This window comes from Vibrio sp. DNB22_10_4, assembly GCF_052879755.1.
Genome location: NZ_JBNNXW010000008.1, coordinates 75,460 through 99,401, shown reverse-complemented (window position 1 = coordinate 99,401; position 23,942 = coordinate 75,460). Strand labels below are relative to the sequence as shown.

Annotated in this window: 21 protein-coding genes and 2 pseudogenes; 10 read left to right on the top strand and 13 right to left on the bottom strand. The window is 44.1% G+C overall.

Annotation, left to right across the window (positions count from 1 at the left end; genetic code table 11):
- Nucleotides 1-217: 217 nt before the first annotated feature.
- The 6 genes and pseudogenes from ACVA6Q_RS17410 to ACVA6Q_RS17385 form a co-directional block, all read right to left on the bottom strand.
- A complete protein-coding gene (locus tag ACVA6Q_RS17410) occupies nucleotides 218-1,237 on the bottom strand; it encodes a LacI family DNA-binding transcriptional regulator (protein WP_446648332.1) in 1,020 nt (339 codons plus the stop codon).
- A gap of 244 nt (nucleotides 1,238-1,481) precedes the next feature.
- Entirely contained in the window at nucleotides 1,482-3,515 is a 2,034-nt protein-coding gene (locus tag ACVA6Q_RS17405; RefSeq protein WP_446648331.1) for a methyl-accepting chemotaxis protein, read from the bottom strand.
- Nucleotides 3,516-3,635: 120 nt separating this feature from the next.
- Entirely contained in the window at nucleotides 3,636-4,916 is a 1,281-nt protein-coding gene (locus ACVA6Q_RS17400) for a carbohydrate porin (RefSeq protein WP_446648330.1), read from the bottom strand.
- Between the two features lie 579 nt (nucleotides 4,917-5,495).
- A pseudogene (locus ACVA6Q_RS17395) lies at nucleotides 5,496-5,588 on the bottom strand (IS5/IS1182 family transposase); the annotation flags it as partial.
- A gap of 64 nt (nucleotides 5,589-5,652) precedes the next feature.
- A complete protein-coding gene (locus tag ACVA6Q_RS17390; protein WP_446648329.1) occupies nucleotides 5,653-6,876 on the bottom strand; it encodes an HlyD family secretion protein in 1,224 nt (407 codons plus the stop codon).
- 1 nt (nucleotide 6,877) lies between these two features.
- The gene (locus ACVA6Q_RS17385; RefSeq protein ID WP_446648328.1) at nucleotides 6,878-7,204 is read right to left on the bottom strand and encodes an MFS transporter; all 327 of its coding nucleotides are present in this window, start codon (nucleotides 7,202-7,204) and stop codon (nucleotides 6,878-6,880) included.
- A gap of 109 nt (nucleotides 7,205-7,313) precedes the next feature.
- Here ACVA6Q_RS17385 and ACVA6Q_RS17380 point away from each other — a divergent pair, with 109 nt between their 5' ends.
- The 4 genes from ACVA6Q_RS17380 (at nucleotide 7,314) to ACVA6Q_RS17365 (ending at nucleotide 10,483) form a co-directional block, all read left to right on the top strand.
- Nucleotides 7,314-8,312, top strand: a complete 999-nt coding sequence (locus ACVA6Q_RS17380) for an AraC family transcriptional regulator ligand-binding domain-containing protein (RefSeq protein ID WP_446648327.1) — start codon at nucleotides 7,314-7,316, stop codon at nucleotides 8,310-8,312.
- Nucleotides 8,313-8,430: 118 nt separating this feature from the next.
- Entirely contained in the window at nucleotides 8,431-8,943 is a 513-nt protein-coding gene (locus ACVA6Q_RS17375) for a hypothetical protein (RefSeq protein ID WP_446648326.1), read from the top strand.
- A 94-nt stretch (nucleotides 8,944-9,037) separates the two neighbouring features.
- Complete coding sequence (locus ACVA6Q_RS17370) at nucleotides 9,038-9,937, top strand: LysR family transcriptional regulator (protein ID WP_446648325.1); 900 nt, start codon at nucleotides 9,038-9,040, stop codon at nucleotides 9,935-9,937.
- Nucleotides 9,938-10,261: 324 nt separating this feature from the next.
- Nucleotides 10,262-10,483 (top strand): hypothetical protein, encoded by a 222-nt coding sequence (locus tag ACVA6Q_RS17365; protein WP_446648324.1) that lies wholly within the window; start codon nucleotides 10,262-10,264, stop codon nucleotides 10,481-10,483.
- Nucleotides 10,484-10,529: 46 nt separating this feature from the next.
- On the opposite strand, the gene ACVA6Q_RS17360 is transcribed toward ACVA6Q_RS17365, so the two are convergent.
- The 4 genes from ACVA6Q_RS17360 to ACVA6Q_RS17345 all read right to left on the bottom strand — a co-directional run bounded on the left by ACVA6Q_RS17360 (nucleotide 10,530) and on the right by ACVA6Q_RS17345 (nucleotide 13,823).
- Complete coding sequence (locus ACVA6Q_RS17360) at nucleotides 10,530-11,135, bottom strand: CIA30 family protein (protein WP_446648323.1); 606 nt, start codon at nucleotides 11,133-11,135, stop codon at nucleotides 10,530-10,532.
- A gap of 122 nt (nucleotides 11,136-11,257) precedes the next feature.
- Nucleotides 11,258-11,806, bottom strand: coding sequence for a peptide deformylase (gene def / locus ACVA6Q_RS17355; RefSeq protein WP_446648322.1), 549 nt, complete (start codon nucleotides 11,804-11,806; stop codon nucleotides 11,258-11,260).
- 165 nt (nucleotides 11,807-11,971) lie between these two features.
- A complete protein-coding gene (locus ACVA6Q_RS17350) occupies nucleotides 11,972-12,925 on the bottom strand; it encodes a LacI family DNA-binding transcriptional regulator (RefSeq protein WP_446648408.1) in 954 nt (317 codons plus the stop codon).
- Nucleotides 12,926-13,073: 148 nt separating this feature from the next.
- Nucleotides 13,074-13,823: an HpcH/HpaI aldolase family protein gene (locus ACVA6Q_RS17345; protein WP_446648321.1), complete on the bottom strand. Its 750-nt coding sequence runs from the start codon at nucleotides 13,821-13,823 to the stop codon at nucleotides 13,074-13,076.
- Nucleotides 13,824-14,109: 286 nt separating this feature from the next.
- Between ACVA6Q_RS17345 and hisD the strand changes: the two genes are divergently transcribed.
- From hisD to ACVA6Q_RS17315, 6 genes are all read left to right on the top strand, one after another.
- Nucleotides 14,110-15,402 (top strand): histidinol dehydrogenase, encoded by a 1,293-nt coding sequence (gene hisD / locus ACVA6Q_RS17340; RefSeq protein WP_042472474.1) that lies wholly within the window; start codon nucleotides 14,110-14,112, stop codon nucleotides 15,400-15,402.
- A 1-nt stretch (nucleotide 15,403) separates the two neighbouring features.
- Nucleotides 15,404-16,138, top strand: a complete 735-nt coding sequence (locus tag ACVA6Q_RS17335) for an SDR family NAD(P)-dependent oxidoreductase (RefSeq protein ID WP_446648320.1) — start codon at nucleotides 15,404-15,406, stop codon at nucleotides 16,136-16,138.
- An 88-nt stretch (nucleotides 16,139-16,226) separates the two neighbouring features.
- Nucleotides 16,227-17,222: a cupin domain-containing protein gene (locus tag ACVA6Q_RS17330; RefSeq protein WP_446648319.1), complete on the top strand. Its 996-nt coding sequence runs from the start codon at nucleotides 16,227-16,229 to the stop codon at nucleotides 17,220-17,222.
- A 10-nt stretch (nucleotides 17,223-17,232) separates the two neighbouring features.
- Nucleotides 17,233-17,955, top strand: a complete 723-nt coding sequence (locus tag ACVA6Q_RS17325; protein WP_446648318.1) for an alpha/beta fold hydrolase — start codon at nucleotides 17,233-17,235, stop codon at nucleotides 17,953-17,955.
- A 562-nt stretch (nucleotides 17,956-18,517) separates the two neighbouring features.
- A complete protein-coding gene (locus ACVA6Q_RS17320) occupies nucleotides 18,518-18,994 on the top strand; it encodes a TetR/AcrR family transcriptional regulator (protein WP_446648317.1) in 477 nt (158 codons plus the stop codon).
- 83 nt (nucleotides 18,995-19,077) lie between these two features.
- A complete protein-coding gene (locus ACVA6Q_RS17315; protein ID WP_446648316.1) occupies nucleotides 19,078-19,713 on the top strand; it encodes a GNAT family N-acetyltransferase in 636 nt (211 codons plus the stop codon).
- Nucleotides 19,714-19,810: 97 nt separating this feature from the next.
- On the opposite strand, the pseudogene ACVA6Q_RS17310 reads toward ACVA6Q_RS17315, so the two are convergent.
- The 3 genes and pseudogenes from ACVA6Q_RS17310 to ACVA6Q_RS17300 all read right to left on the bottom strand — a co-directional run bounded on the left by ACVA6Q_RS17310 (nucleotide 19,811) and on the right by ACVA6Q_RS17300 (nucleotide 23,938).
- A pseudogene (locus ACVA6Q_RS17310) lies at nucleotides 19,811-20,730 on the bottom strand (IS5 family transposase).
- Nucleotides 20,731-21,207: 477 nt separating this feature from the next.
- A complete protein-coding gene (locus ACVA6Q_RS17305) occupies nucleotides 21,208-22,950 on the bottom strand; it encodes a sodium:solute symporter family transporter (RefSeq protein ID WP_446648315.1) in 1,743 nt (580 codons plus the stop codon).
- A complete protein-coding gene (locus ACVA6Q_RS17300) occupies nucleotides 22,943-23,938 on the bottom strand; it encodes an ester cyclase (protein ID WP_446648314.1) in 996 nt (331 codons plus the stop codon). Before ACVA6Q_RS17300 ends, ACVA6Q_RS17305 begins: the two co-directional genes overlap by 8 nt.
- Nucleotides 23,939-23,942 lie beyond the last annotated feature (4 nt).

The following is a 23,942-nucleotide window of genomic DNA, read 5'->3' as shown; positions in this document are numbered from 1 at the left end:
TTTATCTGAAAGAAATAAATGTAATGAAATCATATAAACAATATTATATTTTCTTTTTGAGGTGTATTTATGGACGTTGAATTTGTAATAGTATCCATGAAGTAAATAGATAGGGTGCGGTTGTTTATGAACTGGAACTGCTTAAATTATATGCTGATTTTTCTTATGGGTATAAAACCCCATGAATTTATGCATGAGGGTTTGTTTTTTTTTAAAGTTAATCTTTATTAAAAATAGAACTTGTTGACTGGCGAATTATTAAATCTATAGGCGGCATTCTAGCCTCATATTGGCCTTTTAAAACCATACTCAGAATAGAGTTTGCACATACAGTTCCTATCTCTTCAATCGGCTGCCTTAGCGTGGTGAGAGCGGGCGTAAAGTATTTTGAAGTCGGTAAGTCATCAAAACCAACCACGGAAACATCTTGAGGAACCTTAAGGCCGTTGTCATGCAGCGCCTTTATAGCGCCATAGGCGGTGAGGTCATTGGCTGCAAAAATTGCGGAAAAATAGATGTTGGAGTCGATTAACTCTTTTGTTGCACTGTAGCCCAAATCCATACCAAAATCGCCTCTTTTGACCAGTTTGGAGTTGACCGGGATGCTGGCTTCACTAAGTGCCTGTTTATAACCTTCAAAACGTGCAGATGCATCAGGTTGTGATGATAATCCCTTGATATGAGCAATATTTTTGTGGCCTTGCTGGAGTAAATGAAGAGTAGCGATGTAACCACCCATGACATTATCAAGGTTAAGCGAACAAATGCTGTCTCCCTTAATATCGTAACCAACCGTAACAACAGGAATCGACTTCGCTGTCGAGATGATTTTTTGGTTGTCTAAGTTGCCAGTTACAATAATGATGCCGTCAACATTGCTCTTAATTAAGTATTCAAGCGCATGATTTTCAAGCTTGTTTTGCCAGTGTCCAGAGGCCATAACTAAAGAGTAGCCTTTGCTGATCAGCGTCTTTTCCATATCGTTGACGATAGTCGAGGTATATGGGCTATCTGGGTGTTGTACTAACACGCCGATGGTCATTGAACGTCGACTCAAGTCCTGTTGCATTTGGAAACTAGGCTTGTAACCGGTCTTTTTAACCGCATCCTCAATGCGTTCACTTTTCTCATCTGATACGTAGGTGGTACGGTTAAGAAAGCGTGAGACAGTACTGGGTGACACACCGGCGAGTTTAGCCACATCGTAAACCGTGGCGGACTTTTTTTTCTTTTTCATTATTATGGCTTAAGCAGCATAGCGAAGGTATAAAGTGATATTAATATTATTACCCAATTTTTAGTTAGTTTGATTTAGTCAATTTGTGCGGAGTATCAAGCTATTTCGTGTTTATGAAGATAGCTTGATATACCCAGCATATGGATCTTTCATAAGTGTAGTGAATGTAACCTGTGTAACTAATCCTAACTGTTGGCAGTTTTTTGTTTCATTCTTTCTCTCTGTATTTTCGTATTTTCCTTGACTATTTCGATTCTGGTAATGGTACTAATTCTTTATCTAGCGGAAGCTTGAAATTAGCGGTGAGTGTTAACTGTTTTTCTGCCATTTGCTCTAAACTAAGCCCATGTTGAGTGAGGGATTTAAATTTGTCAGCACTCGATTCTGATAGCTTGAAAATATCATTGACACTGCTTGTTACCTCACTGGCAACCGATTGATGCTCCGTTGTTGCTGAAGCAATGTTGGTACTGCGATTTTCAATATCGTTAAGTAGAAGGTGTATGCCCTTTAGATTCTGTTCGACACTACCTGCTTGAGTGATACATTGGTTCATATCATGAGCACAGAGGTTGATTTGTGAGACGGCAAATTCAGTACTGGTTTGTAGCTGCTCTATTTTCTGCTTAATTTCAAAGGTCGAGTTGGTGGTTTTTGCAGCCAGTACTCGTACTTCATCAGCCACAACTGAAAATCCTCTTCCTTGTTCGCCCGCACGAGCGGCTTCAATGGCGGCATTGAGTGCCAGTAGGTTTGTTTGCTCTGAAATCCCTGAGATGACTTCCAAAATTGTTTCGATACTTGCAACTTCTTGTTCCAACTCTTCTATCGTCGCCGTTGACTCCGAAAGTCGAGAGGACAGAGTGCCTAGCAGATTAGCATTGGCATTAATCGCACTTTGTCCTTGAGAAGAGAGGTCAACTGCTTCTGTTACAGTAGAAAGCGTATCGTTGGCAGATTGAGCAATTTCCTTGACCGCACATTCAATCTGCTTCATTGCGGTCGCAACTTGAGTGGTTTGCATCGTCTGACGCGTTATGTCTTCGGTAAGTTGGTCACTGGTTTGTTGGTTCTCAATAGATGCTTGATTAAGCTGATCTGCAGAGCTGCGCAATTGGAATATTACTTCAGATAAGTGCTCCAAAACTAGGTTCACTTTGTTGGCAATGCTTCCAAACTCGTTGCGGCTCTGACATTCTACTTTTGCCGAGAGATCTTTTTGTGCTAGGTGTTCTAGTGCATTTTGTACTTGTTTGCTCGGCCTTCTTACTGATGTAGCAAGACGAATGGCAATAACAAGAGCAATAAGGATTGAGAAAGCTAGCACGCCTATCAAAACAGATACGACATGGTGAGCGCTGTCTATTGCCTCCGTTTCTACGACTTTAGTGCTCGAGTCTGCATAGTCAGACAGCTGCTGTATAGCCGTCAGGTGTGCGTCGATTAATGTGGCTAAGTGCGCTCTTTGTGTCGATAGTTGGTCGAATAGGTCGTAAGCCCTAATATGCAGGCTCATTGCACCAGACTTGCTAAATAGCTGATTGGAAAAAAGTTTCGTCGCTTGTTCGGTAGAGCGAGAGAGAGTAGGTGAAGCGGTTCTCAATACATCGACGGCTTGTAGAAACCGTTCTTGGCGCGAAGAGAAACTTCGTTTCGAAGCATTTAGCTCGACAATATCTTGCATTGAAAATGCTTTGTTAGCATCTACGCTGAGCACACTCAGTTGCGAGAGTAGCCCTTGGATGGCTGCTCGCTCATTCGAATTACTTGCATTAGACAATCCACTGACGAGATCAGAAGTGAGTTGATTAACAATCGGTTGAAACTTTGATTGCTGAAAGTCATCTTGATCCTTGAGGTCGAGGAATTGTTCATACAAGTCGGTTACATTTGCGATTTGTTTCAGCACTTCAGCACTACCAGACTTAATAATAGAGAGTGTTTCTTGGGTGCTTGTATTGAACTCTAAGTGTTGTGATATCCATTGCTCCTCGGTGTGATAGTAGGCATTTTTTGTTTTAATGTCCGTGGCTAAAGGTTCAAGCTCATCGATGTACATTGCGGCCAAGTAGCGGGTAAGGCTTCGATTAATATCAAGGAAAGCGATGGTCAACGCCGATGTGTGCATCATAAGTGGCGTTGATTCATGAGTGATGGATTCAATTCGATCAGTCATTTTTGAAGTGGACTGAATCGCGTACCAAGATGAAGCCATCATGATAGCGATAAGTACAAAGAAGCTAATGTAAATTCGAGTGACGATTGAGGACAGTTTCATCGAATAAACTCCTAGATAGTGAAAACAAATGGTGCGAACTTGGAGTTTGTAGCGCAGACAAAAAGTGGGAAAAAAGGGCCTGACCTGTCAGGCCCAAACAGTGGGAACCCTAATTGTTCATTACCACCATGCTTCAAACATTGCGCCAGCAGCTAACGTGTCTACCTTCTCAACGTCTGTTGCTTTAACGTCACCTGCTGTTACGTAGAAGCGCAGCATAGGGCGACTCCATGGCAGACCACCAAGTGATACGTTTTGAGAAAGCGTTACTTTCCAACCCTTTTTCTCAGTGTTGTTATCGTGATCTTCCATCGCATAACCGGCTTCTAACCAGGTAGAGTGAACGTCATCCCATTGGTACATTGGACGAGCAATAACTGAGTATTCATTGCGGTCAGAAGTATCATCGCCATTTAGCTGTTTGAAAGAGGCTAGGTAGTCAACTTTCAACGCTTCGGTAGGGCTAATGCCACCTTCTAAACTTGCATAGATAACTTTGAGGTCTTCATTAAGATCAAATGCACTGTTGTCTGAATTGTTCGCATACTTAAAAACGAATTTATTTGATGCACCAAGACCCATTGTGGCACCCAATTGCCAAGAGTTATTATCTTGTACCGATACATCAGCTTGCTTAGACGCAAAGCCATAGTTGGCATACAAATCCAGTGCACCAATGCCCAGGTCAATGCCGTGAAGTTTTGAGGTCAGTGCGTATTTACCGTTGTCATTACCCAGTGCACCAGTTTCAGAGTCGACTTGGCCAACAATACCCATATCGAGCTTAACGCCACCTAGGTTTAGGTTGTTGAAACCACCACCTTGCCCATCATGTGACATCCAGAAGTAGTCGTTTAGACCTTGTTGAGGACGTTGGTGGAAGTCGCGACCTGCCCACATGTAAAGCTCAGGTTGGCTCTCAAACACGTTAGTGACACCGGCGTACATTTTCTTAAGGTTGATACCACCTTCTGAGCCCCATGCACGGTTACCCCATTGGTCGAACATGGCAACAATGTCCCACACCGCACCATTGTCTGCTTTCTTAGCGTAAGCAAATTGGATTTCACCACCGTTTGCTTCGTTACCAAGACGACCCACTGAGCGACCAGAACTACCGACATCAATATAAGCTGAGTCGCTATCTGAATAGTGCATGCCATAACGAGCATAACCAGAGAAAATAAGGCCTTGAGGTGGCTCAAAATCTGGAGTAAGTACGGCTGGTTGTTGGTCATAGATATAATCTGTTTCCTGAACTTTCGTTTCAAGCTCCTGAATGCGCTTTGTCAGCTCTTCAATTTGAGCAGCATTGTTACTTTCAGTTTCTGAAAATGATGAAAAAGAGACTAGAGATGCAGCCACTGCTACGGCAACAGGAAGTTTTTTAAGATGGTACATACTATTTCCTTATAAGTTTGCTTTAATACTTGGTTGTTTTTGTTATTAATAATCTTAAGGAATGAAATGAATGAAAATATAGATTGGCTTCACATCTAATTAGGGGCAATTAATCTATGAAACAAATTGATCTTTGCGGTGTGTGTCTAACCTGTTGATTTAGTGGTAAAATTATATGTTATGAAAAGTTTGGTCTGTTTTTGAATGCGGTTTCGTTTCATGGGTTAGAAAGCGACCAATCACAGGTTTTTGAATTGATGTTATGTGTTAAATGATGATAGTTATGAAAGGTTTCAAAATAATGTAATATATGAAATATATATCGTGATCATTATCAAATGATGGTCTTGTGAGTGGGGTTATGTGAGATTTTATTTTTATAGTTTGGGTGATGGTATGTGTTAATTAATATTAATTATTGAAACTTATATAATGATTTCACAAAGAGTATATAAAAAAGGCCGAACTCTTGCTGCCGATTTTTCTAGGGAGAGTCCAACCCGAAAGCTCTATTTAAAGATCTACGGAGCTTAGGTTTCGTCAACCTACGGCTAAATTACGAGGATCTCTTTGCTCTCAGAAGGTAGCCCCTTCTCCTGGTTGGATGAGTGGAATAGTTCGCTCAATTCGTATGGCATCATGGCAATTCCTTGTGTCGTGCGCACCATTGCCAAAAGGTGTGCTTATAGTCACTATCAGGTGACTTGATACTAGCTTGTCAGGGTGTGTGAGCTCATCAAATCGAGTAAAAATAATAGAGCTGTGAGTTCATACGAATTATGATTGCCCTAATCATATCTAAAAAACTCATTAATGGGACGGGCTTACGCCCACTAACCCATGCGTGCCCCACGGAACCTACCGGTATGTCATAGCCTTCAGGTTCGACAATCTTTAAACGGACAAAATGTGTTTTGTTATGAAGGTTTCTCTGTGCCACATTGTTTACATTTTGATCCCAACCAAACAAATTGCTTTGCGCTTCACCTGTTGCCTCAACAATCCCTTCGACTTCCGCTGCGAATATTTTCCCGGGATACACTGAGGAAGAGAACTCTGCTGGCGCGCCGAAAGCAATATTTCGAATAGCTTGATGATTCACTCTCATCAAAACATATTTTTCATCCGTGTACATTTGAATACGGGGTAAGACTGAGACCCGTTGCCCTTCTCGTAGAATAAAGTTAGTGACAAAACCATCGGTTGGGGCTCGCACTTTTGTGCTTTTCAGATCCCAAGCGGCTTGGTCTTGAAGTTCAATCGATTTATCAAGTTCGGCAAGTCGCACCTCAATAGTGGATTGTGCCTTTTCGACACTAAAGCGTGCTTTAGATTTCTCGATTTCTAAAGCGGCCAGCTCAGCCTCATATGCCTCTAGAGCTAACTCAGAGTATTTGGTTAGACTAGCTTGCTTATCAATATCGCTTTGCGTGATTGAATTATTAGATGCTTTGTTCTGCTTTTTGTAGCGAGACAGCATAGCGGTTTGATAATCAAGATCGGTCTTAGCTCCATCTATTCGTGCCCTGGCTGTAATTATCTTCTGCTGAGCAGTCCCATAGGATGCGTGGGCTATATCAGTATCTTTATACGCTTGCTCAACGGCTAATTTTGCCGCTTCCGTGACCGCCACAGCATGAGTCAGCTTCGACTTATACAAGGTGTCATCGATTGTGTAAACCAACTGACCTTTTCTCACTGTTTGATTGGGTTTGACCTCTATTGAGGTTACTTTTCCTGTCACATTGGTTGAATCTGGTCGAAGCTGGATATGAGGAGATTGAACCAACGCGCCTCCCGATAAATCCATAGGAGCGTAGTTAAGCAAACCAACCCAAACAAACATTAACCAGCTTGTACCGCCAAGATAAGCGAAAACTTTTGTAAAGCGATTCCAAGGCATGCCAGCCCAACGCAAAAGATAGATGAATAGAGCCCAAACAGCTAAACCTTCTAACATGTTATACCTCTCGATCGCTCAACTTGTTTTCTGACGCTCCGTGCCACGTATCTCTTATAGAAATTACGGCTTTTTCTAGGTCAACAAATGCCAGGAAAACCGCGACTACCCATACCCAATGCCATATAAACCCAATCCATGTTAGTACTGTGATAAGACCCACTTGGTTGTGATTTTGTCGGTGGGCTTTGTCGATGGGAAGTTCGTGGACTCGCCAAAAACCATATAAACCCGCTCCGACAGACGCAAGCAATGCAACCAATGCCACAATGTGTATAGCGAAGTCAGCATTGGTTCCTACGAATAAAGGACTTTGCTGTAAAACCATGGTTGTACCTCTTGTCATGAATTTGAGCGAATTCTGCTTTGATACTTGCATCAATAAATGATTGGTGACATTTTATGTACATTGAATACAGATATTGATGTAAAATGTTATGAACAGGGTGTGCTTTGTAAGAGCGTTTGATTTTATCGATTTCTATAAACAGGTGCTAAATCGTTATCGGCTTGCCCCAGAACAACTGTCAATCCCGCCTCTAGTTTTTAAAGACTCAATGTCACTGGTGCCTTTGAACGAACTTTCTAAGCTGTATGAGGAGCTTGACGCACTTGTTCCTGACCATGACTTTGTCATCAATACCATGTCTGATTTACCGATAAACAGATTGGGTTCACTGGGAAGGTGGGTACTTTCCGCGACGGATTTCGCTATGTGTTTGCGTCGTTTAAGCAATGGTATGCCTTGCACTAACTCGGGGGCGAACTTGAGTACTGCAATCGTGGGGAACATCGTAAAGTGGACATACACGACCACATCATTAAGCAATATTGCTCAGACTCATGACAGCATTCGTCACTGCCTTTTTCTGCTCAAAATCATGCAATATTACCTCGGTGAAGATTACAAACCGCATAGGGTGTTTCTTTGCGGATATCGTGACAACAGCGCTGTCTATGAGGATATTTTCGGCTGTGATGTTACATGGGGCAGTGCTCAATCGGAGATTTGGTTTCCTTCACATTATCGATTTCTTCCCTTTCAAACTCAATCGAGGCTGAGCTCTAATCTCGCAATGACCTATAGCGATTTAGATAACCTGCTTGATATGCCCAACCCAGATGACAGTATCAAAACGATATCAGAGTTAATCAAGTACAGTCGCCACTATGGATTCCCTACTATTTCTAGGGTATCGACGCTTGCAGGGTGTTCGATACAGCAACTACAAAGGGAGCTAACTAAGAGAGATTTGAGCTACAGAGTACTAAGCGGTCACGTTTTAAGTCATTTTGCTATCGAGCAAATGTTGTTGGGTCATACCGCCAAATTTGTTGCTGAATCCATTGGCTATGACAATGTAGCGAGTTTCAATAGAATGTTTAAGAATCAAAGGGGGTTAACTCCGAAACAGTTTTTAGGTCAAATTGAATGATGTTCTGGTGCTTGGTTGCAGGATTCGCAATTCAAGGTTGCATCACTTTCTGTTCTCCTACATTCAGCGATTAGTGATAATCGATGTCACTGCAAAATCGTGTGACAATGGAGAATGTATGGCACACATAGACACCCTAAACCAAAATTTGACCAATAACCGGATGATTGGTTATGCCTTTTCTTTGATTAGAGTTTACTACGGATATCTATGGTTTATCGCTGGTTACAATAAACTAACTTCTGATTTCATTATCGTAGGCTTTTTCAATTACTTTGTGCTTAGCGAACACAGCATCGTGCAATTTCAAGCCGCAAAAGGGGAGTGGGGCGCATCCATCTGGCTTTGGTTTGTTGAAAGCTTGTTTATACCGCTAGCACCGATGCTCAATATCTTTATCCCAGTATTAGAGGTGTTCATCGGTATTTTGCTGATCATTGGTTATTATCGCGTGTTGATTTGCTATGTTGCCTGTTTTCTAAACTTCACTTTTATAATGTCAGGCGTCGTTTGGCCTGGTATACATTTTGTTTTCTTTCAACTGCTCATTGCATACTCAAAAAATGCACACGAAATAAGCTTAGATAACTACCTCATTTGGCGTCGTGAACAAGCTTTAATTCATCAGTAAAAGGTAATATATTTCAAATCGTTAATAGGTCGGTGCTGTGAGTTTGCTTGCAACCAAACTGTGATAATCTGCGGAGATAAACAGAGAGGTTGCAATGAACACCAATGATATAGAAGCCTTTGTTACCGTCGTAGAGTACAAAAGTTATACACGAGCATCGACCCACCTAAGCTTATCCCCCTCGGCTTTAAGTCGCCGAATTCAATCGCTGGAAAAGTCACTGCAATCTCAATTGCTGATTCGTGATTCGCACGGAATCACATTGACGCAAAGCGGTGAGTTGTTTCTTAAACATGCGCAAGTTATTGTGAACAAAATTGGACAGGCGACACGAGAAATTCGCAGCCATCAATCAGAATTCTCAGGTGAGCTTACGGTATTTTCCTCGCTTGGAATGGCAAAGTTGGTCATGCCAGTTATCAATGATCTATCGAAAAATGCTCCGCAAATGACGGTTAAGTGGCTGTTAAGCGAAGGAAGGCAGGCTCAGTTAAATAGAGTAGTCTATGATGTCATGCTGCATATTGATACGCCGAATGACTCCGAGATGATTGGCCAATATCTTGGAGATGTAGAGATGGATTTTTATGCTAGCCCAATGTACCTCGCGCAAAACGGGAGAATTGGCACCACCGATGATATCGATCGACTGGGCATTATTTACTCCTCGGCGGATCCGGATGCAACAAAAAATTGGAAGCTCACCATTGGAGGAGAAGTTAAAACCATTGAACTTAAGCCCAGATACAACGTTGGCAGCCCTGAACTTGCATTAGAGCTCGCACTTTCAAATCATGGTATTGCTAGGTTACCCAAATTTCTAGCTGAAGAACTAGTAAAGCAAGGGAAGCTCGCACTTGCGTGTATCGAGCCACAACAGTTTTCATTTGCGATCTACGCTATTTATCCCAGTAGAGACTACTTGCCTAAAAAGTCTCGATTGTTTATTGAGAATGTTAGATTAGTCCTTGATAAGTTAGGGAATTCTAATTAACAGGCAGGCTTTGTTTCCGAAACATAATTCACTAAATCAGAATCTTACGATCAGGTTCATGATATTCGTTCACTAATAATGATGTCATGCTGAAGCCTCACTACAAAGCAGCTGACTAGCACATGCCCTTTGTCTGAGTTCAACAACCAAGCCGTATGGCATTTCTACCCATTTCCAAAAACCTCGCCTCTTTACTCCCATTCGCTATTTATCCTCTAGAAGAGCAACTCACGCTCTGTCAATACCGTTTGTCGCAAGTATAAGTACCGTTGAGATAATCGCTTTATCTTGGTGCTTAGAAATTCAGAGCTAAAGGAGAGCGTCATGAACGGTAAGAACATAAGACTAGTATTGAGATGGGTACACATATTATTAGCGCTGCTTGTTGGTGCCGCATTCTACCCACCTCTAGCAAGTAGTGAGGCCTACATGGCAGCTACGCTGTGGGGCTTTATACCAGCGCTCGCTTTGACAGGTATTGGTATGTGGAAGCAGTCGTCAGTGATGAAACTTTTAGAACCAGTCAACAAGAAAGCTCACCAATAAAGGAAAGCCAACGCGAGACCCGCTAAAGCTTGCGCTCGTTTTTTGTTTAAGGTCTAAAACGAAGCTGGAGGAGTTCAAGCTTGAACTCGCCAGACTTCTTGTCAGCGATGAGTAGGCCTATTTGTTCAATCTCTGAAGCGGTAAGCTCTGGTGCGCCGCTGATCAAGCGTCCTCGAAAAACGGCTTGGAACTTGTTGAGAGCAAAGCTCAGCACTTGTCGCTCGTCTCGCTGTGTTGAAAAGTTGTGTTTGTAATTGATGCGAACGCCATCTTGCCAAGTTGTGGCGCGCAATTGATAGGTTCGACCATCACCGACAACTTCTAACTCCGCGTGAGAAATGTCTGAGCTTAAAGGTTGAATAGGGCGGTTAACTGAACTGAAGCCGCCGTTGTTCTCTAAAGAAAGCTCGCCAGAGAAAAGGCTTTTGCCATTACTGTACGTCATTTGTCCACTCGAAATGCCACCCATGACGTTGTCGTTAGTGGCATCCCAATTTAGGTGCTCGTCTTGCTGAGTGAAATTAATCATTAAAGTCCCTGAAGCAAAAGCGTATGAGTAGCTTACAGTGCTAACAATCAACATGAACCCAATGTGTTTGAGTAAGTTAGCAAACACGTAGTGAAGTGTATTGTTCGAGAGGCTGTTATCCATGCTCCCCTCCGTGGAATACTGTGAGATTTGAATAAGTTTACGATATTTCGCTACTTTTTCGATCACAAAGCGGTTGAATTTCGTCAGTATTCCATCTGTTCTTGGTGCTGAGAAAGATGGTGCTACTCACTCTGGCTTGCGTACTGTTTAAACCACTCACTCTCACTGATGAGGTCTTGATTTGACTCTAACCGATCAACAAATGTAATGCCATCTAAGTGGTCGAGCTCATGTTGAAAAACTCGCGCCAAAAAACCATCGAAGGTGGTTTGTTGCAACTTGGCTTGTTGGTCGTAGTAACGTACTGAAATTTTCTGATGACGAGGCACAAAACCGCGCAGACTTGGCACACTTAAACAGCCCTCCCAACCTTTTTCCATTTCCGCACTGGCATTAACAATCTCTGGGTTGATAATCGCTGTAATCGGCATAGACGGAGCATTGGGGTAACGGGTATTCGGCTTTGAGCTCATAATAAAGACGCGCAAGCTCTGATAAACCTGAGGCGCGGCGATGCCAACACCATTGGCTTGCTCGACGGTATCTATCATCTTACCAATCAATCGCTGACATTCGGGTGACAAGATGTCCTCAACTGACTTAGCTTGTTGTTTTAAAACAGAGTGACCGAGTTGGGCGATATCTGGCTTCGACGGGTTGCTTGGCTGCATGCTGAACCTTTAAGTGAGAGAGATTGAGACGACAACGTGTCTAATGTTTATCAATACGAAATGTACATCTCTGAAGGGTAGTTTAGGTTGGTTTGAGTTTGACATCTAAACCGCCTTCTAGGAAAGCGGTTTGTCACACTTGGTATGTTTCGGATTCTCACAAAATTAAGCGCTGCTGCGTGAGACTAGCTCTCCTTGCTCAAGCAAATATTCACCGCTTGCGTCCAGATTGCCATTGATGCGAGCCATTAAATCTTCGACCGCATTCTTTACAATCTTGTCGACAGGTTGCGCGATTGTGGTTAGGTCATAGCTTGGCCATGAAGACATTGGAATGTTGTCCACGCCCATTACCGCATAATCAGAGGGTATCTGAGCCCCAGATTTGCGCAGACCGTCCATGACCCCCATGGCTAGGATGTCATTGGCACAAAAGATGGCATCGGGTTTAGCGGGATGTTCGAGCACCTCTGTAGCAGCGCTGAGGCCGGCTTCGAAGTTATACTTGGATTGAATAAAGATTGGCGTTGAAAGGCCTAGTTCTTTTACTCGGGTAGAGAATCCAATCCAGCGCTCTTCACTGGTCATAGAGCCAGCATCTCCACTGATAAAGGCAAGCTGCTTGTAGCCCTTATCGACTAAATAGTCTGCCGCCTGTTTACCTGCCAGTTGATTATCGATACCAGCGCTGTTTGCGTTAATATTTTCAACGTATCGGTTGATAAGGCTCAGGTGCACGCCGAACTTTTCACATTGTGCAAACGCTCTGGATGTTAAGCGGCTGGTGGCAATGATCAGCCCATCTACTTGATATTCAATAGCGCGAGATATCGCAAGATCCAAATCATCTTTGTCGATAGGGCAGAGTACAACCTGACCTCCGCGTTTTTGTATTTCTAACGCTAGGGTTCGAGATTGAATGTCATACATCGGGTTCGACTCGCTATCTAAAGCGATAGCCACAAGACCTGAGCGATTGGATATCAGACTCCGCGCGATAGCATTTGGCGTGTAACCCAGCTTTGCAGCGGCGTCCATGACCATTTTGCGTTTCTTGTCACTAATACTGGCGGTTTGGCTGAAAGCTCTGGAAACCGTTGACTGAGAGACGCCGAGCATTTTCGCCACGTCTATCGAAGTTACTTTCGCTTTAATGGTATTACTCCTTTTCGAGAGCGAGCTATTTCCAATAAGACGAGAGTGTAGAGGCCTTGAGGGCATACTGTCTAGCGACTTATCCTTTAGAACAATAAATATAAGATAAACATCAAGAATTAAACGCCGCTTGCTCACTTCGGAAGCCATCAATAATCATTTTATGCTCTGATCCAACGGCAAAGAAACTGACGCCCGCTTCACGCCATTGATTTGCTTGTTCAGCAGTGGCGACGAACATACCAACAGGTTTACCTGCGTGTTTCGCAGCGTCAATGACTTTGAAACTGGCTGCTCGTACGACCTCATCATTTACCGTTTCAGCACCGTAAGCGACCGTGAGGTCAACCTGACCGATAAATATGGCATCGATACCCTTAACGGCGGCAATCGCTTCAGCATTGTCGACGCCTTCAGGATCTTCAATTTGCGCAATCACCGTAGTGATATTTTTGCTGTCAGCTAAATGATTGGACATCGCCTTTGTGGCGTACTGGGCAGCTCGGCTTGATCCTGCGTAACCCCTTCCTTGATGACCATAGTGGCACTGTCGAACGATTTGCTCTGCTTGTTCTGCGTTGCATACGTGAGGGATTTGCACACCTGTAGCTCCGCAATCGAGAGCATTAAGTATGGTTGATGGGGCACTGTTTTCGACGCGAACCAGACAGGGCAGGTTATGCGCGCGAGCCGCTAGAATGCATTGATCTAATGCCGTCCTGCCAAAAGGGGCATGCTCAGCGTCCAATATGATGAAGGGCAAGTTTGCCATTGATAAAACTTCGACAATGTGAGGGTGCGGAGTTTTTACAAAGGTACCCATGAGCGCCTTTTCATTCAGTTGTTGTTTAAAGTTCGTCATACTTTTCTCCGTTTGCAAAGGTATCCAAAAATTAGCACGGGCAAGTGTAAATTAAGAGTAAAATTTATGTGATCAAAATAGCATTTCTTGCCATTTTTTGGTTCTGATCTGAGATTGAATGGCTGTTTTTGTATATGTTTTTGGTTTTGGTTCAATGCTTTAACTATTGATTTGATGTTTCATTCATCATGCTTGTCAAATGTTAATTTTGTGTTTAATCTAATTTTGCATTCGTATCCAAAACTACAAAATACCAGTCAGTCGAAATCATCAAGGAGAAATACACATGGCTCGCATTATCAAAAATGGCATCACGGAAGAAGCATCAGCATCCAACGACGCGAAAGTACGTCAAATTGTCGAAGATATTCTGACCGACATTGAGTCCAACGGTGACAAGGCTGTTCGTACCCTTTCCGAAAAGTTTGATAACTGGTCTCCAGATCAATTCCGTCTAACGGACGACCAGATCCAAGCCTGTGTCGATGCTTTGGACGAATCAACTCGTCATGATATTGAGTTCGCACAAGCGCAAGTTCGCAACTTTGCCCAGATTCAGCGCGACTCAATGAAAGATGTGGAAGTGGAGACGATGCCGGGCGTCGTACTAGGACATAAAAACATCCCAGTAAACAGCGTTGGTTGCTACATTCCAGGCGGGAAGTATCCTCTCGTTGCTTCTGCACATATGTCGGTTTTGACCGCGAAAGTCGCGGGTGTAAAACGTGTCATCGCTTGTGCACCTCCATTTAATGGCCAACCAAATGTCGCAATCGTAGCGGCGATGGCGATGGCTGGAGCGGATGAAATCTACTGCTTTGGCGGCGTGCAAGCTGTCGGGGCAATGGCGCTTGGTACGGAGACGATTGCTCCGGTTGATATGATTGTTGGCCCGGGCAACGCCTTTGTTGCAGAAGCAAAAAGACAGCTATTTGGCCGCGTAGGCATCGACTTGTTCGCCGGCCCAACAGAGACGTTGGTGATTGCAGATGAGAAGGGTTGTGACCCAGAGCTAGCGGCAGCGGATCTGCTTGGTCAAGCTGAGCATGGTTACAACTCACCAGCAGTTCTTCTTACTAATAGCGAGCAGTTTGCTCAAGAGACCATAAAAGAGGTTGAGCGTCAGTTGACGATCCTTCCAACTGCTGAAGTGGCTGGTAAAGCGTGGGCAGATTACGGCCAAGTAATTGTTTGTGATTCTTATGAAGAGATGGTTGAAGTGGCGGATGACATCGCGTCTGAGCACGTTCAGGTGATGACAGAAGATCCAAAATACTTCCTAAATAACATGACGAACTACGGTGCGCTATTCCTAGGCCGTGAGACCAATGTGTCATACGGCGATAAGTGTATTGGTACAAACCACACGCTACCAACGAAAAAAGCAGCTCGCTATACGGGTGGTTTGTGGGTAGGTAAGTTCATCAAGACATGTACGTACCAACGAGTGACTGAGTCAGCTTCTCTAAAAGTCGGCGAATACTGCTCTCGCTTGTGTGCCCTAGAAGGATTTGCAGGTCACAAAGAGCAAGCAGATATTCGAGTGCGCCGTTACAAAGGAAAAGTGGAGGAGGCGTAACATGACAAAACTCGCCTTAATCACGGGCGGCAGTGGCGGCTTAGGATCCGCCATCTGTACTAAGCTCGCTCAAAATGGCTATCGTGTCATATTCACCTACAACAGTAATGCTCAAGCAGCTGAAGAGGTGTTATCTAACCTCGAAGGCAGTGGGCATGGCGCATACCAATTAAACGTATTGGATGCACAAGCCATTGAGAAATTGGTGCATCAGGTAAGCGAAATCAGTAATGAGCTGGATGTATTGGTGAACTGTGCCGGTATGACAAAGTTTGTGCCTCATTCAGACCTTAACGGGTTAGATGACGGCCTGTTTGACAAAATCTTTCAGGTAAATGTTCGAGCACCTTTTGCTTTGGTAAGAGCGTTTGAAAGTCAACTTCGTAAAGCGAAAGGCTGCGTAGTTAACATCACCTCAATTGCTGCTCAAACTGCCATGGGTAGCAACATTGCTTACTGTGCCAGTAAGTCTGCGGCTGAAAATATGACTCGCTCACTGGCTCGCGCATTATCACCGGATGTTCGAGTTCTAGCGGTTGCACCTGGCTTGGTTGATACCGAGTTCGTTAAAGGTCTTGATGACGAATGGCGACATCAACAAGAGCAATCCACACCACTTAAGCGCCTAGCGGGTGAAAAAGAAGTCGCTGATGCGGTATATGCTGCAACGGATGTGCTGACATTTTCTACGGGAAGCACCATTTCAGTTGATGGTGGACGCCCACTCGGATCGTAAATTTGAATCATGTAAATAAAAACAAAAAAGGCTCGCTGACACTCAGTATTTGGCTAGGGCACTTGGACAGAATACAAGGACAATAATCATGTCTCTACAAAATAAAATTAATGACAATTTGGTTCGGTACATGGAGCTAATACCCGGGACAAGTGCATTTATTGATGCACGTACACCAGGTAGCGACTTAAAGGATAACTTCTGCATTATTGGTGCAGGCGTTGCGGAAAGCAGCCGTCAGCACGTTCACATTCGTGAAACAGCAGGCTTCAACATTGGTGCCGCTGGTCAACCACCGGGCATTAAAAACTCGCTGCATTCACACCGTACAGCAGAGCTGTTTGTCGTATTTCGTGGTCAGTTTAGGTTTTACTGGGGGAACGACGGCGAACATGAAGCGGTGCTATCTCACGGTGACGTCATCTCAATACCAACCAATCTGTTCCGCGGCTTTGAGGTAGTAGGGCGTGACTATGGCTTCATGTTCTCAGTGCTGGGAGGTGACGATTCGGGCGGCGGTGTGATCTGGCATCCAAACGTCATCAAAGATAGCCAAGGCCATGGTTTGTATTTGAAAGCCGATGGCACCTTGGTTGATACCATAGACGGCGACAAAGTGCCGGACGAGTCTGAGCTGATGCCTTTGCTTACTGCGCAAGAGTTAGCAACATTTGATAGCTATACAGCCCAGGAGATGATGCCGTTTGTTGCGCTTCGTAAAGACTACGTTCCGACTGGGGGGGATTTTGAAACCAACAACGTTAAGCAGTACGCACTAACCGGTCACCCTCTTGCTGACTACGACTTCCAGGTGAAGAGTGAGGATGAGGTCAGCATTATGGCTTACGAATTGAAAGAAGGCGGCTCAATACCTCAGCATGCCCGCTCAGAGAAGCAAGTACTCATTAATTTTGATGGTGATACCGAAGTAGTGTTGACTCATAAAGGCGAGCAGGCAAGCGTGACGCTTACTCGTGGTGACGTATTTAGCGTTCCGGAAGGCGCTTCTTATTCGTTGACCAATTTACGAGGAAGTAGCCTTACCTATTGTATTCTCGGCTCAGACAAGCCAAAAAAACTGTAAGGAGTCTAAGATGACGCAACCGTTGCCACTAATCTGGCTGCCTGGGTTACTGTGTGATGATGCGCTGTTTGAAGACGTAAATAAGGCGCTACCCGATTGGGTAGCGCCTTCTACGATCAAACTTGCGCCATTGCCATCCATGACGGAACTTGCGAAGGATGTGCTGGCACAAGCGCCGGATGAATTCATACTTGGCGGGCTCTCTATGGGGGGAATACTTGCTTTTGAGGTGTACCGACTCGCACCCCATAGAGTAAAGGGGCTAATCCTAATGGACACAAACGCGGCAGATGAAAAGCAGGAGGTCACAGACAAGCGCGATGCCTTGGTTGAGCGCGCGGAAAATGGTGAGTTTTACCATATTACGCCGGAAGTCTTGATGCCAGTCTTGATTCACCCAAGTCGACTGAAAAAAGAAGAGTTGACCAATCGTATCGAACAAATGGCGTTGAATGTTGGCCTAACGGCATTTAAAGCTCATGCTAAAGCGCTAGCGACACGGCCAGATGCAAGGCCTCTGCTTGGCGACATTTCAGTACCAACATTAGTCATTACAGGGAAGGAAGATTTGCTCTGTCCTATGAATAATCATCTACTAATGGCCGAGCACATTCCGGATGTAACATTGCACGTTATTCCAAAGTGCGGTCACTTATCTACCATGGAGAAGCCGAGTAGGGTGGCGATGCATGTTAGTCACTGGTTGTCTCTGAATACAATACTATTTTCTTGATTGTTCAATATGAACTGGTTGCTTTGCTAATTACGAAAAAACTGTTGCTGTTAGTAGACTTATAAGGGTAGTTGCACTCCGGTTCGCCTTCTGTCGGTAGATCCTAGGGTTTGTTTGTGCAATTACTCTTGTTAGTCGAACCATTGTGACACAAGCGTTGAGGCTGAACGTTTTTATGACTCAGATCCACAGCCTGGAATGATAAAAAGGTCTGGATTTTTCAGGGAGTCTTTTAGACATTACTAGTTCAGCCGCCAACTTATCGTCATTTCGCACTAGATGCGGAATCTACCTAACGCGCGTGCTGAAAGTCAAAGGGTGCGCTGTTAGTTACTTATTTAGGTTTAAATTATTTTTGGACAGAAACGTGTCAGTGAAATCCCTAAATTAGCAAAATATGAATTAACTCAGGTATGGTAAATTAATGCGTCACGTATTCATTAAGCAATATTTGTCTACAGACGCCTTATCAATGTAGCTACCTCACAATATGTAGCCTTTACGCCATAGTATAATGAGTGTCTCCCTACACAGAGTGTTGTGTTATGACAAAGGAAATCCTATGCCATCCCAAACCTTTCTAAATCTTCCGGCTGAAAAACAGACGATTCTATTGAACAGTGCATTTACAGTATTTTCAGAAAAGCCTTATGAAGCTGTAAAGGTGGTACACCTTAGTGAAGCAATGGGGATTCCACGAGTTACTTTTTATAGTTACTTTACGAATCTTGCCGATCTCTATGGCTACCTTCTCCAGCGGATTATGCATAATGTTGACGAAAACATTAAGCCGGCAGACGAAGTTGAGCATATTCTCAAGAATGCCGATACATTTCTCCAGCGGGTGGTTGCATCTGATCAGGGACAAAAAGTGATCTTTGAAGCAATGAAAGGTTATAGCGAGAGTGATAAACTCGAGACTCACATACTGCTATCACTAGCTAGGCAGTATCAACTAAAGTTATTAAGTTCTGAAACGTTTTCTCATGAATACCAAAAGCTTACTCAATTGCTAAATAATGAACAAACTGGGTCATAGACAGTTTCGCCACTCTGTATATTGAACTTGATTAACGTTACTCGTATTTTGTGCAAATTGAAGTTAACCCAAAAGAGCACACTATGGACATCCCCTTTGATCAATACAACGTTCGAATAGCCACTCCCGACGATTATCCCTATGTCGTTGATGTTCTCACACAGTCATTTCGCAATGACCTACAGATGAACTGGATTCTTGATACTAAAAACAATCCTAATGCTTTAGAGAAGGCTATCTCACTTATGGTAAAAGTGGCATATGAACAGAGCATGATTACTATTACAGAAGAGCTGGATGGAGTTGCTATTTGGGAGTTGCCTACCTCTGGTCGTCTTTCCTTTGCCCATATACCAAAGATACTGTCTTTTATCGTTACTGCTGGGTTTAAAAGTCTCTATCGAATCTATGAAGATAAAAAAAGTACCGAGATCCGCCGCCCAGACAGCGCTCACTACTATTTAGCTATGCTTGCTGTACTTCCACAGGCTCAAGGAAAAGGGGTAGCTAGCCGCATGATGAACCCAGTAGTTAGTACTTGCAAAGCCCAAAAGATGCCGATATATCTCGAAACTGGAAACCCTAAAAATGTTGAAATATACAAGAAAAAAGGATTTTCATTAAGCGACATTGTCACTAATGATACGTTAACTCGTTTCTATATGAATACTGAAATTAATAGCCACATCGTTGCTCAGAGTTGCCCATCACCAAAATAGATTTATTCTGGGTTACCTCGAACCTGATGACTGTTAATTCACGCGGCTTTGTTGCTTAATTCAGAGAAAGACATGCCTGTCCCATCGTGCTTGATTCTTAAGCGATATACTGAGGTTCAGGCATACCTAGCCCTGTAAGCTTATTCAACGCTTTGATCATTGCGTAAGTCTCGCCAACCTGAGCATTGTAATTTCTCAAGCTTAATTTCCCACCTAACAACTGTTTCACCCGATACATTGCTGTCTCTGATATCGAGCGTTTATGGTAGCCATACCGCTTTTTCCACTTATTGTTGGAGCCGTAGAGCTTCTGGCAACCTACAGCTAAATTGCGAGGGTGCCCTTGCTCCCAGAAGGCTGCTCCCTCCCTTGGCGGGATAAGCGGAATCGCTCGTTTGCTCTGTATGGCATCATGGCAATTCCTTGTGTCATAAGCGCCATCACCTGATATTTCAATGATTTTACGGCGTGTCTGCTTGAGTAAATGGGGAGCACTTCGCCATCGGTTACGTTAGATAAGCTTAGCTCTGCTGCGACTATTTCGTGGGTGCTGGTATCTACTGCGATATGCAGCTTACGCCATACTCTGCGTTTCCCATCAGTGCCATGCTTCTTGACCTTCCATTCACCTTCACCGTAAACCATGAGGCCAGTGGCATCAATGGCGAGGTGTTGTATCGCACCTCTGGTTTTGGTTTTAAATGAAACCTCAACTTCCTTGGCTCGACGGCTAATACAGGTGTAGTGCGGACAAACTAGCGGGATGTTAGCAGGCTTAAATACTGAGTCGAGAAAACCTTGCAGCGCTCTTAATGGCATAGAGAAAACGCGTTTCACCATCAGTGCGGTTGTAATGGCCAAGTCGCTGAATCGGCGAGGTCTACCACGCTTACCTTGTTTGTTTTGCTTCTACTCGGTTATTGTTTCCTCATCAATCCAAAAGGTCAGAGAACCACGGTTGATCAAAGAGCTATTATACTGTTTCCAGTTGGTTGTTTTGTAACGAGGTTTAGGCATGAGGCTACGATGATTGATGGGTGTAGCCGATCAGATCGTAGTTTCCTGATTTAGTTCCATCGAATTAGGCAACAAAGCCTGTAAACTCTGCAACTACTGAGGATTCCTCGGTAGTTGTTCATTAGCTAATTCTATGGGTTTTACTGTGGCTCCTGAAACGTTTTGGGGCAATAGTGAGTTAGCGCAATGTAGATTTATTTGGTCTGACGATGTCGAACATTGCTCGAGCATAGGTGCTCAAAACCCCTCTAACTTCGCCAATGTTGGATAGGTCAGCAAAGCAGTCAGACTCAGTGTACAGGGGAGGAGAGACGTTCTTTAACTTGGTGGATGTGTGGCAAATTAATTAGTTTGGATTTAAGCCACATATTAGGTGAGGAGAGGAGGGTTTCAATTAATTAGACGGAGGTGAAGTTTGAGTAGGGCAAAAAGTAAAATCCGCCTCATAGAAAGGCGGATTTTAGTCGAGTGTCATTCTTAAGGCGTTTGACTAGTTTGTATCGCCTGTTTTGTCGTCTTGGCTTGCTTCAACGAGTAAATGGCATAGCCCACCACGCTCACGGCGACAATCAAAGAGCAACCTCTTATAAAGTTAATGAGCATTGGTGCGTTGTCGATGAACTCATTAAGTCCCCAAAGCAGTACCAATGAGAACACGAACATCACCAAGAGCCCGTAACACGGCGCATCTATTTTGCCTGGAACCACATACCAACCGTTCTCTTTAACAGGTTTGTTTAATCGAGCGTATTCAGCTTGTTGACCTTTAACCGTGTAGAGATGCATGGTTGTTTGTTTGCCCGTAGTGGCTAGGCTCGCGACGTAAGCCACGATAGCGTTGACGACAACGCCGATCACGCAATACCAAGGCCAAGCAATATCCGTTGCAACTGCTACGTACCAAATTGCGATGAAGCTTGCTGCGACGCCAATCAATAGCCCTTTCTCTGTAATGTGCTTTGAGTAGAAACCGAGAACAAACATACAGAAGCTTGCGCCAACGAAGTAGGAGCCAGCTTTGCTGAGTACCTCAAGTACTGAACCTGTACTCGTTGCAAACATAAAGGCAGGGATGATGATGAGAACTGCCCACATCACAGTAAAAAATCGTGATGCCTTAAGGTAATGCTCTTCCGACTCATTTGGCTTGTAGAAGCGCTTGTAGAAATCAGCTACAGACACTGTTGCCATGGAGTTAAACGCGGAATCCAAGCTCGACATACTAGCCGCAAGAATAGCCGCAGCAATGATGCCCATTAGTCCAGGCAAGCCGTACTCACTTGCGTAGTGCAGGATAATAGTATTACCGTTATCAAACTCTTTACCATCGTAATAGGCGTTGAATAGCACGCCCAACAAAATGAATACAAAGTAGATAAAGAACGCTACGTATCCCATCATCAACATGGCTTTTTTCGCGTCGCCCATACTTTTAGCGGCCATACAGCGTTGAACCATCATTTGATTACCGCCGTAGACGGTCGTATGGAACATGGTCATAGCAATGACGCCCGCCCAAACTGTAGTAACCTCGCTGAGATTCATGCTGGTGTTGAGTGCATCGGTCATGCCTTTTTCTTTCAAGCTAACCATCACGTCTGTCATCGGCATCGGCATTCCATTCCAAACCGCTTCAATGATAATGAAGGCACCAACGAATAGGATGAGCGCTTGAATTACATCTGTCCAAATAACGGCAGCCATACCGCCCATGACTGTATAGATGAGTGCAATAGTGGTGACAATCATGATGCAATACATCACATCAATCCCGGTGATGAACTCAAGGATCATGGCCGTCGCATAGAGTACTGCCGCTGAGCTGAGCGCTTGTTTGATAAGAAAAATGAATGACAGCGTAATGCGAGAAGCCTTGCCGAAACGACGCTCTTGGTACTCGTAAATAGAAGTGAGCCCATTGTTGTAAAAGAAGGGCATAAATACCGCAACAATGAAGAAAATTACCAATGGGTAGTTAAGGTGGATTGCAATAACAGACAAGCCTTCTTTGTATGACCATGCAGGACCACCAAGAAAGGACATGGCACTGACATAAGTACACACCACCGAGATACCGATGGCCCACCAAGGGATGGTCTTATCACCGAGAGCAAAATCTTTTGCGGAGGTAACTCGCTTGCCAATAACCGCGCCCAATACAAGGGTCAATACAATGTAAGTACCTAGGATGCTCCAGTTAAGTACGCCAAACTCATACATAATGTTGTCCCTCTAACTGCTGTTCCATTTGCGCGAAAAGGTCGTAGCCCAGTTGCTTCAGTATGTGAGCGATATCGATACCGACCCAGTTCTCTTTTAGAAGGTCGCCTTCGCGTCGCCAAAAATCCATAACACGCAGTTCAATGTGCTTGCTTGTTGCTGGTAAACCTAACCATTCACCATCACCGGAATGCGTGCCATGCATGTGTGGCCAACCTCCTGTGGATACGTAGTCATTTTCGGCCAAAATATTCAACTTAATATCGACGCTTCGGTCAGGGAAAGACAATACAAAAGGTCCCTGATGATGTTTTCTAAAGCCTTCAATACCGCGAGTAGTGCCAATGGCTGCAGGTCCGTACCACATAAAGTCGGAATGCCAGTAGTCTTCTAGCTTCATTGATTGCAGATCCTTGCCATCAAACCCGCCTAAACAGTCGAGCATATCTAGCACCAACTGTTTACTCTTATCACTTTCCGCGGCTAGGATCTCGACGCGGCTCAAGCCATCTTGTGTTGCTGGTGCTGGCACCAGGCCTGCGTGCCCAAGACTCGATCTGAGTGGATTAATACCCACTTGGTTCATGACATCGATAAAATCAGGGATTAGATAGCTTTCTGAGATTTGACCGTTTTCTACACAAACCATCTCTGAATAACGCAAGTAGAGCGTTTTACCTGTACTTGGGATCCCGAAAAGCGGCTGGCTAAAGGTACCGACAAAATAGCCAGTTGAGTTGATCCAAAGTCGGCCTTCGTGTTCACCTTGCATAGTAATTTGGGGGCGACGTTCAATATCAGGTAGAGCGTTTAACAATGGCTGGAGGAAGTTTGTCTCAGTGTCGTTAATTCCAGTCAAATCGTTAATCGGATGAGCAACACACCATTTTACATTGCTACGCAGCATTTCTTGGACAACGGCAGTACGTTCGCTTGGGTGAGCGTTGAAGAAGCGCAGATAAAAATTGTCAATCACGTTGAGAGTCATAGGA

What these genes read in the sequence shown, in the direction of transcription:
- ACVA6Q_RS17410 (WP_446648332.1), bottom strand. Translation starts at nt 1,237, where the DNA reads ATGAAAAAGAAAAAAAAGTCCGCCACGGTTTACGATGTGGCTAAACTC.
- ACVA6Q_RS17405 (WP_446648331.1), bottom strand. Translation starts at nt 3,515, where the DNA reads ATGAAACTGTCCTCAATCGTCACTCGAATTTACATTAGCTTCTTTGTA.
- ACVA6Q_RS17400 (WP_446648330.1), bottom strand. Translation starts at nt 4,916, where the DNA reads ATGTACCATCTTAAAAAACTTCCTGTTGCCGTAGCAGTGGCTGCATCT.
- ACVA6Q_RS17390 (WP_446648329.1), bottom strand. Translation starts at nt 6,876, where the DNA reads ATGTTAGAAGGTTTAGCTGTTTGGGCTCTATTCATCTATCTTTTGCGT.
- ACVA6Q_RS17385 (WP_446648328.1), bottom strand. Translation starts at nt 7,204, where the DNA reads ATGGTTTTACAGCAAAGTCCTTTATTCGTAGGAACCAATGCTGACTTC.
- ACVA6Q_RS17380 (WP_446648327.1), top strand. Translation starts at nt 7,314, where the DNA reads ATGAACAGGGTGTGCTTTGTAAGAGCGTTTGATTTTATCGATTTCTAT.
- ACVA6Q_RS17375 (WP_446648326.1), top strand. Translation starts at nt 8,431, where the DNA reads ATGGCACACATAGACACCCTAAACCAAAATTTGACCAATAACCGGATG.
- ACVA6Q_RS17370 (WP_446648325.1), top strand. Translation starts at nt 9,038, where the DNA reads ATGAACACCAATGATATAGAAGCCTTTGTTACCGTCGTAGAGTACAAA.
- ACVA6Q_RS17365 (WP_446648324.1), top strand. Translation starts at nt 10,262, where the DNA reads ATGAACGGTAAGAACATAAGACTAGTATTGAGATGGGTACACATATTA.
- ACVA6Q_RS17360 (WP_446648323.1), bottom strand. Translation starts at nt 11,135, where the DNA reads ATGGATAACAGCCTCTCGAACAATACACTTCACTACGTGTTTGCTAAC.
- def (WP_446648322.1), bottom strand. Translation starts at nt 11,806, where the DNA reads ATGCAGCCAAGCAACCCGTCGAAGCCAGATATCGCCCAACTCGGTCAC.
- ACVA6Q_RS17350 (WP_446648408.1), bottom strand. Translation starts at nt 12,925, where the DNA reads ATGCTCGGCGTCTCTCAGTCAACGGTTTCCAGAGCTTTCAGCCAAACC.
- ACVA6Q_RS17345 (WP_446648321.1), bottom strand. Translation starts at nt 13,823, where the DNA reads ATGACGAACTTTAAACAACAACTGAATGAAAAGGCGCTCATGGGTACC.
- hisD (WP_042472474.1), top strand. Translation starts at nt 14,110, where the DNA reads ATGGCTCGCATTATCAAAAATGGCATCACGGAAGAAGCATCAGCATCC.
- ACVA6Q_RS17335 (WP_446648320.1), top strand. Translation starts at nt 15,404, where the DNA reads ATGACAAAACTCGCCTTAATCACGGGCGGCAGTGGCGGCTTAGGATCC.
- ACVA6Q_RS17330 (WP_446648319.1), top strand. Translation starts at nt 16,227, where the DNA reads ATGTCTCTACAAAATAAAATTAATGACAATTTGGTTCGGTACATGGAG.
- ACVA6Q_RS17325 (WP_446648318.1), top strand. Translation starts at nt 17,233, where the DNA reads ATGACGCAACCGTTGCCACTAATCTGGCTGCCTGGGTTACTGTGTGAT.
- ACVA6Q_RS17320 (WP_446648317.1), top strand. Translation starts at nt 18,518, where the DNA reads ATGCCATCCCAAACCTTTCTAAATCTTCCGGCTGAAAAACAGACGATT.
- ACVA6Q_RS17315 (WP_446648316.1), top strand. Translation starts at nt 19,078, where the DNA reads ATGGACATCCCCTTTGATCAATACAACGTTCGAATAGCCACTCCCGAC.
- ACVA6Q_RS17305 (WP_446648315.1), bottom strand. Translation starts at nt 22,950, where the DNA reads ATGTATGAGTTTGGCGTACTTAACTGGAGCATCCTAGGTACTTACATT.
- ACVA6Q_RS17300 (WP_446648314.1), bottom strand. Translation starts at nt 23,938, where the DNA reads ATGACTCTCAACGTGATTGACAATTTTTATCTGCGCTTCTTCAACGCT.